Here is a 13,027-nt window from a genome sequence, read left to right on the forward strand (position 1 = left end):
GGTTTTTCATATCTGGCCGGATGCGGACACCGCCGCCGCCCCGGCGGGGGAGCCGGACCGCCGGGAGGCCAGGACCGCGGGCGCCATCGCGAGCAGGGCGAGCAGCGCGAGCGCGGCGCCGATCCACAGGGGCGCGCGCAGCCCGAAGGCCGCGATGCCCTCCCCGCCCGCCCAGGAGCCGACCACCACGCCCAGGGTGATGAACGAGCTGTGCGCGGTGTTGACCATGGTCCCGGCCCCGCCCACCCGCTGCACGCGGGTGACCATCGCCGGGTTGAGGGTGATGCCGACCAGGCCGATGCCCGCCATGGCGATCAGCGCCGGGACCGGGGACGCGGCGAACAGGGCGAACCCGGTCAGGAACACGGTGTTGAGGGCCAGCCCCGCCACGATGGCGGCGACCGCGTGGGAGGAGGCCAGCCGGCCCACCACGGCGGTGCCCGCGACCGTGGCCGCGCCGTAGCCGAACAGCAGCAGCGGGACCAGCTCCCGGGGCAGGCCGGTGACCTCGGTGAGGATCGGGGTGAAGTAGCTGAACGCGCTGAAGGTCGCGCCGATGATCAGGGTGGAGGTGGCCATGGCCGCCCACAGGCGGGGGTCGCGGAACGCGGCGGCCTCGCCGGCCCCGGTCCCCTTCGCGATCCCGGCGCCGTCCACGCCGTCCCCGGCGTCGACCCCGCCACCGGTCCCGGCGTCGACCCCGCCGCCGTGCCCGCGGCCGGCCGCGGTCGGCTCCAGCCGGGGCAGGTAGCGGGCGGTGGCCGCGGCCACCGCGACGGTGAGGACGCCGACGGCGGCGAAGGCGGCCCGCCAGCCGAGCCATCCGCCCAGGAGCGTCGACAGCGGGAGCCCCAGCAGGGTGCCCACCATCACCCCCTGCAGGGCCGTGCCGACGGCGCGACCGCGCAGGTGGGCGGGGACCAGGCGGGAGGCGGTGGACACCGCCACCCCGAAGAAGCCGCCGGCGGCCGCCCCGGTGAGGACCCGGGCGACGAACACGGCGGGATAGGACCAGGCGAGGGCGGCCAGGGCGTTGCCCAGGAGGAAGACGGCGAACAGCGCCAGCAGGGCGCGGTCGGGGCGCAGGCGGCGCACCGCCAGGGCGGCGGCCGGGCCGCCCAGGGCCATGGCCAGGGCGAACGCGGTGATGAGGTGGCCGATGCGGGTGACACTGGCCCCCAGGTCCTCGGCCATCTGCGGCATGAGGCCGCCGACCAGGAACTCGCTGGTGACCATGGTGAACAGGCCGAGTGCCAGGAGGGGCACGGCAGGGGGCACGGGGGCTCTCCTTTGGGTTTTTGTACTGATCGTTTCAAAATCGGGGTGTGCGAAGCCCGGCCGGAAGGGGCAGGGCTCAGGCCCGCAGCGCCTCGACCGCGGTCCCGGCGACGGACTCCAGGACCTCCCGCCGGGCGCCGGACTGCTCGGCCACCCGGATGCCGGAGATCACCGAGACGATGTACCAGGCCGTCGCCTCGGGCTCGCGGTCCGGGTGGACCGACCCGTCGGCGCGGCCCGCCAGGACGGCCGTGCGCAGCGACGCCAGGCGCCGGTCGCGGTCGGTGCCGAGCAGCCGGGCGACCGCCGGGTCGTGCGCGGCGAACGACGTGGTCGTGTTGACCACGAAGCAGCCCGACCCGGGGCCCTCCTCCCGGATCCGCACCGCGTCGTCCACGATGCGGGCGAGCAGCGCCCGGATGCGGTCCAGGCCGCTGAGGCCGTCGTCGTCCAGGAGTTCCACCTGGCCGTCGGTGGTGTCCTCGGTGTACCGCGCCAGGGCCCTGAGGAACAGGTGCTCCTTGGACCGGAACGTGTTGTACAGGCTGGAGCGGTTCAGTCCGGTGGCCGCGCACAGGTCGGCCGTGGAGGTCCCGTCGAACCCCTTCTCCCAGAACACGTCGCGGGCGGCCCTGACCACCTGCTCCTCGTCGAACCCCCGTGGTCTTCCCATGGACGCCACGCTACCCGGTTGTGGAACGTTCGGACCAGAACCGGTGCGCGGGTTCGGGGAGGAAGGGGCGGGGAGGGGCGGGCCGGACGGTGGGCTGCGGGGGCGGCGGGTCGGCGGGTTCAGGTGTCGGACCCCCCCGTCCACGCCCGGGCGCGCGCCCGTGGCGTACCCCGCCGAGGGCGAGGCCAGGCGGGCGGCCGCCTCGGCGATCTCCTCCGGGGCGCCGGACCGGCCCGGCGCGATGCCGCGGCCTCCGCCGGTCACGAGGGTCCGCTTGCCGTCGAGGATGTCGCTCATGTCGTCGGTCGTCCGATCCGTGAAGGGGTGCAGGGGAGGGCGGGGCAGGGCCGTGGGAACGCGGGGGCGATCCGTTTTGAACCGATCGTTTCAATATGGAACCTAGCACGGGTCGCCGGTGGGATGCGGGTGACGTGGCTCACGGGCGGGGTGCCGCGGGGCCAGGGACCGGTGCGGGGGCACGGCGCCGCGCGCCGCCGCAGGCGCCGCCCGGCGCCGGGTCAGCCCTTCCACTCCAGGGCCGACACCACCGTGTACGCGGTCAGGGTGACCACGCTGGCGCCGCAGCGCTCATGGCGTTGCAGGTCGATCAGCGCCGAGGCGACGAGAACGGCGTTGCGGCGCAGCTCGTCCTCGGTCGCGCCCACCGGGATCACCCGGCGCACGTGGTGGCAGCGCGCCCGTCCCGCGTCGTGCACCATCCCCACCACGTAGGTCCGGGCCAGGCGGCGCAGCGCCGCCGGCCGCGGGATCGGGTACCGGTACCGGCAGCGGGCCCGCGTCCCGCCCGGCTCCACCGCCTCCGCCTCGTAGGTGATGGACTCCCAGTCCTCGTCCACCTGCCGGACCGCGACGCCCCGGGCCCGCGCCCAGGCCTCGATCTCCGCCCGGTCGTGGACCACCACCGCCTTCACGGCCTCCCCGGCCCCGCCGTCCTCCGACCGCGCCGTCTCCCGGGAGGCGGTCCTGTCGCCGGGGGCGGGCGTCACCGCTCCGCCGTTCACTCGCGAGCCCCCCGTGGGCGGCCGCCGATGCGCATCATCGTCGGTGTTCCTCGAAACCGTCGGTGGGGTCCCGGACCCCCTCCCGGTCCGGGACCCCACCGACGCTAACCCGGTCCGCGCCCCGCAGGGGGTAGGGAATGTGCCCCCTGCCGGGCAAAGACCGGGTCACGGGCGCTCCGATCGGCGGGGCGGGTGCGGTTCAGGCCGGGACGCCCACCCGGTCGGCCAGTCCGGCCGCCCGCGCGCGGTGCTCGCGCGAGTGCAGGCCCTCCATGATCATGGCGCGGGCGTGCCCGTTGTAGCGGATGGTCTCCGGGGCGATCGCGTGCGCCTGCGCCAGCAGCCGCAGTGCCTCGCCCTCCCGCCCGTCCAGCCGGTACGCCCGGGCCTGCTCGATCCGGTGCCGGGCCCGCCGCGGCCGCGACGGGATGGTGTGCGCCTCCGACCGCAGCGACTGGCGCACCCCCTCGCCGCTGTTGCGCAGCTCCACCGCCACCGTCACCGCGTGCGCGCCCATGACGGCCCGGGAGAACGAGGTGACCGGGTGGTAGAACCCCGCCGGAAGCCGCTCCGCGGCCCGCCGCGCCGTGTCCCACCGGTGCCAGGCCGCGCCGCTCTCGCCGCGCCGGGCGGCGGTGTACCCGGCCTCGAACTGCAGGGAGCCCCACAGCGACCGGAGCTCGTCGGAATCCCGCCGGTCCAGGTGGGCGCCCAGGTGCGCCAGCGCCCCCTCGGCCACCGCGTCCGCGGCGTCCCAGTCGCCGGCGTCGCGGTGCGCCTGGACCATCAGCCAGGCGGCGATGCCCAGGGCGCGAGGGTCGTCGGCCTCGCGCGCGGTCACGACGGCGCGCTCGCACACCCGCCACAGCAGGCTCTGCGCGGGCTGGTAGGCGATGAAGAACTGCGCCAGCGAGTACACCTCGGACAGTACCGCGCGGGCGGCCCGCCGGTGGGACTCGCGGTCCGCCGCGTGCACGGCGGCCTGCGCGTCCTCGATCAGCTCCGGCAGCAGCGCGCCCAGCACCTCGCGGTGGTCGGGGGCCGCGTGCCGGGCCCGCCACGCCCCGCGCAGCCGGGCCCGCAGGTGGGGCAGCCCCGGCACGGGGCGGTCGGCGTCGGGCGCGAAGGCGTTGACCGCCGCCCGCACGGCGGGCAGGCGCCGGTGCCCGGGGCCGCTGAACGGCTCGACCGGGATCGACCCGGCCCCGGTCAGCTCGGCCAGGTCGCGTATCCGCAGGGCGTCCGCCAGCTTGAGCAGCAGCGGCAGCTTGGGGGTGCCCAGGCGGCCGGTCTCCAGGGCCTTCACCCAGGAGGCCGAGCGGCCCACCAGCCCGCCCAGGACTTCGCGGGTCAGCCCTCTGCGGGAGCGGTGGAGCTTGAGGCGGGTGCCGAAGGGGATGTCGGAGCCGGCGGTTTCCTCGATCTCCCCGATGCCGTCGGAGGCCATGCGGAGTCCTTCCCGATACGCCGCCGCGGCGGCCCGTGCCGTCCGCCGGTGCCGCGCCGGCCGTGCCGCGCGGGCGGACGGCACCAGCGTAGGGGCGGCGCGCACGCTCCGGGAGGGTTTCCCCACGATCCGTCGCCGGACCGCCGGAGGGTGGAATCGCGCACCAGGGTGGAATCGCGCACCGGTGGTGCGAAGGCCCGGAACCCCTGAACCCGCACATCGCTACCGCCGACCATCATCACCGCGGCCCGGTGGCGGCGCGCGTCCGTCGCTGCGGTGGTCACCGCCGTGTGCGGGCGGAGCGCACCGCCAGTCCCGCCAGCAGCAGGGCGACGGCGGCACAGGCGTAGCCTGCGGCGGAGACACCCGAGGCGAAGGCCTCCCCGGCCGCGGTGAGCACCGCTCCGGCCGTGTCCGGGGGCAGGCCTGACACCGCCCGCTCGGCGGACACCGCGTTCTCGGCGACGGCCGCGGCCGTCGCCGGGTCCACTTCCGCGGGCAGGAGGGACTCCACCCGGAACCGGTACACGGCCGAGGCCAGACCGCCCATCACCGCGATGCCCAGGGCGACGCCCAGCTCGCCGCCGGTCTCGGAGAGCGCGGCCGCCGACCCCGCGCGTTCCTCGGGGGCCGAGGACACCACCAGGTCGGTGCCCAGCACCGTGGTGGGGCTCACGCCCAGCACCGCCAGCGCGCCCCCGGCCACCAGCGCCCACACCGGCCCACCGGCCGCGGCCTGGGCCAGGACCAGGTGGCCCGCCAGGGAGAGCACCGCGCCGCCCGCGATCACCGGCAGCGGTCCCCAGCGGCCCGCCATGGCGGGGGCGGCCAGCGAACCGCCGATCGCCGCCACCGCCACGGGCGCCGTCAGAAGGCCTGCCACCAGCGGTCCCGCGCCGGCGGACGCCTGTAGGAACGAGGGCACCAGGAAGTTCACCGCGGTTGCGCTGAAAACTCCGAGCAGGAGCAGGACCAGGGCCGTGCGCAGGGCCCTGGAGGCGAACAGCGCCGGGTCCACCAGCGGGGCGGGCACCCGGCGCAGCCGACGCACGAACACCGTTCCGGCGGCCAGGCCCAGCAGCAGGGCGATCGCCCCCGCGGGTTCGGGCCCTTGGGCGACCAGCTCCTTGAGCCCGTACACGAGGGAGATCATCGCGATCACCGACAGGGCGGCCCCCGGCAGGTCGGTCCGGGCAGGGGCGGGGTCGCGGCTCTCGGGAAGCAGCATCCGCCCCAACAGCACCACCGGCACTATCGCCGGCAGGGCGAGCAGAAAGACCGATCCCCAGGGGAGGACCTCCAGCAGGGCCCCGCCGATGAGCGGACCCAGGGCCACACCCACCGAGAAGGTCGTCATCCATACGGCGACGGCGGTGGTGCGCTGGCGGTCGTCACGGAACATCGTGCGGATGAGGGCGAGCGTGGACGGCATCAGGGTGGCCCCGGCGACGCCCAGCACCGCACGGGCGGCGATGAGGGCGATCGGGGAGTCGGCCAGCGCAGCCCACAGGGAGGCGAGCGCGAATGCGGCAGAGCCCAGGAGCAGCAGCCGGCGACGCCCGATGCGGTCGCCGACAGCGCCCATGGTGATGAGGAACCCGGCGATCATGAAGCCGTAGACGTCCATGATCCAAAGCCATTGGTTCGCGTCGGGGGCCAGGTCGGCACCGATGTGCGGAGCGGCCAGGAACAGCACACTCGCGTCCAGGGCGAGCACGAACAGGGGGAGGGTGAGCAGGGCCAGGCCCGCCCACTCACGCCGCCCGGCACGGGCGGGCGGGTGGTCGACAGGGGACGGGGGCTCGGCGGTCATGGGGGTTCCTCGCTCTCGGAGGTCCTGAGTGAATACGATACGGTACGGACCGAATCGAAATGAAAGGGTAGGCACTGAAGGAGGGGAACGTCAATGAGCGGTCGTCCACGCGACGCCCAGATCGACCGGGCGGTGCTCGGTGCGGTGTCCGACCTCCTGGAGGAGTCGGGCTACCGCGAACTCGCCGTGGAGCGCGTCGCCCGCAGGGCCGGGGTGAGCAAGGCCGCGGTGTACCGGCGCTGGCCCGACCGGCAGCGGCTGGTGCTGGCCGAACTCAGCCGCCGTCTGGGGCGGGTGGAGACCCCCGACACCGGCTGCACCCTGTGCGACCTCAATGAATCCCTGGCGCTGTTCGCCCGGACCTTCCGGTGTATGGGACCGGAGTTCTTCGGACCCCTGCTGGCCGATTGCTCATCCGACCCCGAACTGCGCCGCACGTTCATGGACACTCTGTTCGACCCGCCCCGGGCGGCCGTGCGCACCACCCTGGAGAAGGGGCGCGAGCGCGGTGACCTGCGCGCCGACGCCGACCTGGAGCTGACAGTGGACGGCCTGGCATCGCTGGTGCACTACCGGCTGCTGTTCGGGCACGCGCCGGTGGACGCCCGGGAGATCGGTCGGGCCGTCACCGGGCTGCTCCGCGGCCTGGCATCGGACTACGACGCCCTGGCGGCGAAGGCCGCCGGACACGCCGAGGGCGCGCACCCCCGGTAGCCGGCCGCCGCGGAGGCGTGCCCCGTCGACTCCTCGGAGGTGTTCGCCCGGCCGACGGGCGGGGCGGGCCGCCGGTCCGCGGATCCCGTACACCCCTGGGGCGGCGGTTCGGAGCCGTACGAACATGCGATACAGTCTTACCTGTTGGCGCCGCCGCGGTGGCGCCGGCGGGACGTAGCGCAGTTTGGCAGCGCACTTGACTGGGGGTCAAGGGGTCGTGGGTTCAAATCCCGCCGTCCCGACAGATGAAGGGCGTTCACCGAGGTGAACGCCCTTTTCCGTGCGCCGGGGGAGCACACCGGTGCCCCCGTCGGCCGTCCGGGACCGCGGCCGCACCGCCTCGGGCGGTGCGGCCAGACGACGCCGCGGAGGTGGGTGGCGGCGGCGTCCTCCCAGGTGTCGTGGTCTGGGTGCCCGGTGCAGGGGGGCACGCCGGGGAGCGCCCCGGCGCGCCGTCCGGCGCTCGCGGGGGCGGGTCAGGCGGGGGAGGGATGCGGCGCTCCGTGGGCGTCGGCCAGCAGCCGGGCCAGGACGGTGAGCGGGGGGACGGTGCGGTCGGTCCGCCAGAGCAGCCCGAGGCGGCTCGCCCCCTCCAGCCCCCGGACCGGGAGGAACCGCACGTCCGCGCGGGTGCTGTGCTCGCTCAGCGGGCGGCAGACCAGCATGGTGTGGTGCCCTGAGGCCACCAGGGCGAGCCCCTCCTGGAGGGTGGCGACACCCCGGGTGGAGGGGATGGGGCGGCCCGCCGGCGTGGCCGGCGGGGTGTGGGCGGCCGTCCAGTAGTCCGGGGCGTCGCCGACGCGGTGCAGCAGGTCGGACCCGGCCAGGTCCTCCACCGGGACCGCCTCCCGGTCCGCCCACGGGTGGTCACCGGCCAGGGCGAGCAGCCGGTCCTGGGGCGGGAAGAGGAACCCGACCGTCAGTTCCGGCTCGTGGACGGGGAGCTCGGCGATCACGGCGTCCACCGCGCCCTCCAGCACCGCCGCGAAGGGCGTGCCCAGGGGCAGGTCGCAGGTGTGCACCGAGACCCCGTGCTCCTCCCGCAGGGCGCGGAACGTCCGGGTGACCTCCTCGTACACCATGCCGGTGAAGCCGATCCGCAGTTCCCGCAGCGCTCCCCGCATGGCGTTCTCGCGCGCCCGGGAGAACGCGGCCGCCAGTGCCCGGTAGGCGGGGCGGACCTCTTCGACGAACTCGGCACCCAGGCGGGTGAGCGCCACCCGCCTGCTGGTGCGCTCCACCAGCCGCGCGCCGACGCGCCCCTCCAGCGAGGCGATGAGCTGGCTGGCACGGGACTGGGAGTAGCCCAGGCGCTCGGCGGTCCGGCCGAAGTGCAGCTCCTCGGCCAGGGTGACCAGGCACTCGACCTGCTGGAGGTGCACCTGGTTCATCGGGGGGACCCGGTTCGTCGAAGGAGGGGTGTCCGGCATATCGATGAGCCTAGCTCATCGATCCTTGAGCGGATCGCCGTTGTTCCCGGGGCTCCGGAGCGGTGGGGTGGACCCCATGGAACGACTCTCTCCTCCCGCGCGCGATCACGCGCGGACCTCTCCCCGCGGCCGGGCCGCGGTCGCCGTCCTGGCATCGGCCACGTTCACCGTGGTGACGTCCGAGATGCTGCCCGTGGGGGTGCTGACCCCGATGGCGGAGGGCCTCGGGGTGTCCCCCGGGGCGGCGGGCACCAGCCTGACGGTCACCGGCCTGGTCGCTGCGGCGGTCGCGCCCGTGGTGCCCCGCCTGTTGGGGGACCTCGACCGCCGCGCCGTGCTCGCGGCGGCGATGGTCGTCCTGGGCCTGGGCAACCTGCTGACCGCCCTGGCCGGGGGCTTCGGACTCCTCGTCGTCTCGCGGATCGTCCTCGGGATCGGGATGGGGGCGGTGTGGGGCCTGGCGGCGGCGGTCGCCGTCCGCCTGGTCTCGCCGCGCGACGCCGCCCTGGCCGTGTCGGTCACCGTCGGCGGGGTGGCCGCGGCCTCCGTCCTGGGCGTGCCGCTGGGCACCCTGGTCGGCGGCCTCGCCGGCTGGCGGGCGGCGTTCGCGGTGTTCGCCGTCCTCGCGTTCGTGCTGGCCGTCGGGCTGGCCGCCGTGCTGCCCCGGCTGCGGCGCCCGGAGCCCGCCGGAGCGGAGGGCGGCGGCGAACGCCGCCGCCTGCTCCGCCCGGCGGTCGCCGCCGGCCTGGCCGCCGTGGCACTCCTGGTCGTCGCGCACTTCGCCGCCTACACCTACGTCCGCCCGGTCCTGGAGGACCGGGCGGGGTTCCCGGCGGGGGCGATCGCCGTGCTCCTGCTGCTGTACGGGGTCTTCGGGCTCGTCGGCAACTTCGGCGCCGGGGCCCTCGCGGCGCGTCGGCCCGGACCGACGGTCCTGCTGCTGGCCGGGGGGATCGCCGCGGCCGTCGCCGTTCTGGCGGCCTCCGGGACGGCCGCCGCGGTGGTGGCGGCGGTCGCCCTGTGGGGCGCGGCCTACGGCGGGCTCTCCGTGGCCGGGCAGCTCTGGATGACCGCGGCGGCGCCGGACCGCGTCGAACACGTCACCGGCCTGTACGCCGGGGTCTTCACCGCCTCCATCGCTCTGGGCGCCTTCGCAGGGGGAGCCGTCGTCGACACCGCGGGGACCGCCCCGCTGCTGTGGGGCGCGGCGGGGCTCGCCCTGGCCGCCCTCGCCGTCGGGGCCCTGGGTGCGGGGGCCGGAGCGGGCGGGCGGCCGGGGGCCCGGGATCAGAACAGCAGGTAGGCGGTCAGGGCCGCCGCGGACAGGACGGAGAACAGCGCCCAGGCGCCGAGGCGGAGGTCCCCGACGCGCAGGTGGGCGACGAGGGCGCCGATGAAGTACAGGACGAGCCCCGCCGCGGCGGCCAGCCCCACGGCGGGTACGGCCAGGCCGGCCAGCAGCCCCAGCGCTCCCGCGCCGAGCAGTGTCCCCAGCACCGGGATCCACGTGCGGGGCACACCCAGCCGGTCCGCCTCTTCGCGCGGGTAGCGGTGGCCGGTGAGGTTCGCGACCGCCGCGGCGGCGCAGAGGAGCGCCGCGGGCAGGACGGCGGCGAGGTGGAGAAAGGACATCGTTCGGCTCCGGACCGTTCGGGGTCGTTTACACCCCTGGGACGGACCGCGTCCCCCTGATGTGACACCGCGCCGCCCGGACCCGGGGACCGCCCCGGGCGGCGCCCCCGTGCTCCGCCCGGGGCGGGGCGCCGGCCGGGCGGAGCACCCCCGGACGAGCACTGGTCGGACGGCCGCTGGCAGGGGGAGGAGTACCCGGATGACGGATGGCGGGGGGAGGCGTGGACCGGCGACCGGTGACCCGCCCGGGGGCTACCGGCGGGGGCGGCTGAGCGGGCGCCCCGGGGCCGGGCGGTCCTCCACGACGGAGGCCAGCCCGTTGAGGCGCAGCCGGGTGGCGCCCTTCAGGTGGGCGACGTCCTGGGACCCGTCCCCGGTCAGCACCAGGAAGGCGTACTGCTCGGTCCAGGTCAGCAGGGTCCCCCCGGTCTCGGGCGCGAACTCCAGGATCACCTGGGAGGTCCACCGGGTCACCCCGTTCACCCGGGCCTCGTACCCGTACACGATGCGCCGGTCGGGCGCGATGTCCAGGAACCGGGACCGGTACTCCAGCTCCTCCGGCCCCTCCGTGCCGGGGAAGACGCTCCCGGCCTCCTCGGTGCCGCCGGTCCGGAAGTCCAGCCGGTGGCGGGCCGTCGCCGACGGTCCCGGCATGCGGAACCACCGGCGGCGCAGCGGCTCGTCGGAGAATCCGGCGAACACCCGGCCGGGAGTGGCGGCCAGCGTGAAGGGCACGGTGAAGGTGCCGTGCAGTACGGGGGAGGTCTCGGTCATACCGCTGCCAACCGCCGCCCGCCCGCCCTGATTCCGGTTCCGCTCACGTTCCCCGCCCGGGGCCGCCCCTTCCCCAAAAAATTGAACGATGGTACAACTTGTACTCTCGTTCAACTTTCTCGAGAGAAGGGAGACACCCGTGGAACGCCCCAGAGCGCGCGCCTGGGCCGGTCTCGCGCTGCTGTCACTGCCGACGGTGCTGCTCGGCCTGGACGTCACGGTGCTCTACCTCGTCCTGCCGAGCCTGGCGGCGGACCTGGAGCCCACGGCCGCGCAGACCCTGTGGATCATGGACGCCTACGGGCTCCTCATCGCCGGGTTCCTCATCACCATGGGGAGCCTGGGGGACCGGATCGGCCGCCGCCGGCTGCTGTCCGTGGGCGTCGTCGCCTTCGGCCTCTTCTCGGTCCTCGCGGCGTTCGCCCCCACCGCGGAGTGGCTGATCGCCGCCCGGGCGCTGCTGGGCGTCGCGGGGGCCACGCTCATGCCCTCCACCCTCGCGCTGGTGGGGACGCTGTTCCCCGACCCCCGGCACCGCGCCCTGGCCATCGGGATCTGGGCCACCATGTTCGCGCTGGGGATGGCCGCGGGCCCGGTGGTCGGCGGCGCCCTGCTGGCGCACTTCCCCTGGGGGTCGGTGTTCCTGCTCGCGGTCCCCGTCGCCGCGGTCGTCGCGGCCGCCGCCCCGTTCCTGCTGCCGGAGCACCGGGACCCCGGCCGGGGCGGCTTCGACCTGCCCGGCGTGGCGCTGTCGCTGGGGGCGCTGCTGCCGCTGGTCTACGCCGTCAAGCACCTGGCCGCCGACGGGCCCGACCCGTGGACCCTCGGCGCCGCCCTGCTGGGCGCGGTCTGCTCGGTGCTGTTCGTCCGCCGCCAGCTCCGCTCCCCGGAGCCGCTGCTGGACGTGTCCCTGTTCGCCGACCGCGCCTTCTCCGCCGCCCTGCTCGTGCTGCTGGTCGGGCTGGTCGGCGTCGGCGGGGTCATGTTCCTGGTCACCCAGTACCTGCAGCTGGTCGAAGGGCTCCCCGCCACCGAGGCGGGGCTGTGGATGGGACCGCCCGCGCTGGCGATGCTCGCCGCCGCGGTCGGCGCCCCGCTGGCCGCCCGGCGGATCCGCCCCGGCACCGTCATGGCCGCGACCCTCGGCGCCTCGCTGGCCGGGTACGCGCTGCTGGCCGCCGCCGGCCCGGGGGAGCGGGTCTGCGTGGTCGCCGGGTTCACCCTGGTCTACCTCGGGCTCGGGTCCATCGCGGCCCTGGGGACCGACATCGTCGTGGGCGCGGCGCCCGCGGACAGGGCGGGTTCGGCGGCGGCGGTGTCCGAAACCGTGCAGGAACTGGGGCTGGCGGTCGGCGTGGTGCTGCTGGGCGGGCTGTCCACCGCCGTCCACCGCTCCAGGGTCGCCCCTCCGGACGACGCGCCCGCCGCCGTGGCCGCGCGGGTCGGCGAGGGTCTGTCGGGCGTGCGGTCGGTGGCCCACCGGCTGCCCGAGGCCACCGTCCGGGACGCCGTCGACGCGTTCGTCGCCGGGCTCAACCTCGCGGCCCTGGCGACCGGACCGGTCGTCGCCGTGCTCGCCGTGGTCTGCGCCGTCGCCCTGCGGCACGTCCGCCCCATCGGGGCCGGAACGGGCGGCGGCCACTAGCCTGGGCGGTGAGGGAGGCACCATGGGCGAGACGACGGCGGTCACCGACGGGCGCAGGATCAGGGGGGAGCGCCGCCGGGCCGAGATCATCGACGCGACCCTGCGGGTCGTGCACCGCGACGGCGCCGCGGGCGTCACCCACCGCACCGTCGCCCGCGAGGCCGGGGTGACCGCCAGTCTGACCACCTACTACTTCGCCACGCTCGACGACCTCCTCGTGGCGGCGCTGTCGACCGTCGCCGACCACTACACCGCGAGGATCCGGGCCGTCACCGCCGCCGGCGGGGACACCCTGCGGGGACTGGCCGAGCTCCTCGCGGAGTCCGCGGGCCCCGGGCGCGAGCGCGCGCTCGCCGAACGCGAACTGTCCACCCTGGCGGCGCGGCGCCCCGCGCTGCGCCCGCTGGCCCGGCGGTGGCGGGAGGAGGTCGCCGGGCTGGCCCGCGCCCGCACCGACGACCCGGCCGCCGTCGAGGCCCTGGTCGCCGCCTCCGACGGGCTGTGCGCCTCCCTGCTGCTGGGGGGCGCCGAGGCCGACGTCGACCACCTGCACGCGGTCCTGAGCCACGCCCTCACCGGAGGCCGGTGACCGCCCGGCC

Annotated in this window: 12 protein-coding genes and 1 tRNA gene; 5 read left to right on the forward strand and 8 right to left on the reverse strand. The window is 76.0% G+C overall.

Annotated elements, in window-relative coordinates; translation table 11 throughout:
* Positions 1-6: 6 nt before the first annotated feature.
* From ACFVNO_RS04705 to ACFVNO_RS04725, 5 genes are all read right to left on the reverse strand, one after another.
* Entirely contained in the window at positions 7-1,278 is a 1,272-nt protein-coding gene (locus tag ACFVNO_RS04705; RefSeq protein WP_378889355.1) for an MFS transporter, read from the reverse strand.
* Between the two features lie 76 nt (positions 1,279-1,354).
* Entirely contained in the window at positions 1,355-1,951 is a 597-nt protein-coding gene (locus ACFVNO_RS04710; protein ID WP_378889358.1) for a TetR/AcrR family transcriptional regulator, read from the reverse strand.
* 518 nt (positions 1,952-2,469) lie between these two features.
* A complete protein-coding gene (locus ACFVNO_RS04715; protein WP_355255862.1) occupies positions 2,470-2,973 on the reverse strand; it encodes a hypothetical protein in 504 nt (167 codons plus the stop codon).
* Between the two features lie 199 nt (positions 2,974-3,172).
* Complete coding sequence (locus tag ACFVNO_RS04720) at positions 3,173-4,420, reverse strand: helix-turn-helix domain-containing protein (RefSeq protein ID WP_378889362.1); 1,248 nt, start codon at positions 4,418-4,420, stop codon at positions 3,173-3,175.
* A 280-nt stretch (positions 4,421-4,700) separates the two neighbouring features.
* Positions 4,701-6,233: an MFS transporter gene (locus ACFVNO_RS04725; protein WP_378889365.1), complete on the reverse strand. Its 1,533-nt coding sequence runs from the start codon at positions 6,231-6,233 to the stop codon at positions 4,701-4,703.
* Positions 6,234-6,326: 93 nt separating this feature from the next.
* Between ACFVNO_RS04725 and ACFVNO_RS04730 the strand changes: the two genes are divergently transcribed.
* Both ACFVNO_RS04730 and ACFVNO_RS04735 read left to right on the forward strand, forming a co-directional pair.
* A complete protein-coding gene (locus ACFVNO_RS04730) occupies positions 6,327-6,947 on the forward strand; it encodes a TetR/AcrR family transcriptional regulator (protein WP_355255853.1) in 621 nt (206 codons plus the stop codon).
* A gap of 168 nt (positions 6,948-7,115) precedes the next feature.
* Positions 7,116-7,189 (forward strand) — tRNA-Pro (locus tag ACFVNO_RS04735).
* Between the two features lie 234 nt (positions 7,190-7,423).
* On the opposite strand, the gene ACFVNO_RS04740 is transcribed toward ACFVNO_RS04735, so the two are convergent.
* The gene (locus ACFVNO_RS04740) at positions 7,424-8,338 is read right to left on the reverse strand and encodes a LysR family transcriptional regulator (protein ID WP_378889370.1); all 915 of its coding nucleotides are present in this window, start codon (positions 8,336-8,338) and stop codon (positions 7,424-7,426) included.
* Positions 8,339-8,453: 115 nt separating this feature from the next.
* Here ACFVNO_RS04740 and ACFVNO_RS04745 point away from each other — a divergent pair, with 115 nt between their 5' ends.
* Entirely contained in the window at positions 8,454-9,680 is a 1,227-nt protein-coding gene (locus tag ACFVNO_RS04745; protein WP_378889373.1) for an MFS transporter, read from the forward strand.
* Here ACFVNO_RS04745 and ACFVNO_RS04750 read toward each other — a convergent pair.
* The gene (locus ACFVNO_RS04750; protein ID WP_355255844.1) at positions 9,665-10,009 is read right to left on the reverse strand and encodes a DoxX family protein; all 345 of its coding nucleotides are present in this window, start codon (positions 10,007-10,009) and stop codon (positions 9,665-9,667) included. The two genes, ACFVNO_RS04745 and ACFVNO_RS04750, sit on opposite strands and share 16 nt — an antisense overlap.
* Before the next feature lie 252 nt (positions 10,010-10,261).
* Positions 10,262-10,783: an SRPBCC domain-containing protein gene (locus ACFVNO_RS04755; RefSeq protein ID WP_355255832.1), complete on the reverse strand. Its 522-nt coding sequence runs from the start codon at positions 10,781-10,783 to the stop codon at positions 10,262-10,264.
* Between the two features lie 139 nt (positions 10,784-10,922).
* On the opposite strand from ACFVNO_RS04755, the gene ACFVNO_RS04760 reads away from it, so the two are divergent.
* Entirely contained in the window at positions 10,923-12,428 is a 1,506-nt protein-coding gene (locus ACFVNO_RS04760) for an MFS transporter (protein WP_378889378.1), read from the forward strand.
* A gap of 22 nt (positions 12,429-12,450) precedes the next feature.
* Positions 12,451-13,017: a TetR family transcriptional regulator gene (locus ACFVNO_RS04765; protein ID WP_355255826.1), complete on the forward strand. Its 567-nt coding sequence runs from the start codon at positions 12,451-12,453 to the stop codon at positions 13,015-13,017.
* The last annotated feature ends 10 nt before the right edge of the window (positions 13,018-13,027 follow it).

The organism is Nocardiopsis sp. NPDC057823 (assembly GCF_042797335.1).
Lineage (GTDB): Bacteria > Actinomycetota > Actinomycetes > Streptosporangiales > Streptosporangiaceae > Nocardiopsis > Nocardiopsis changdeensis.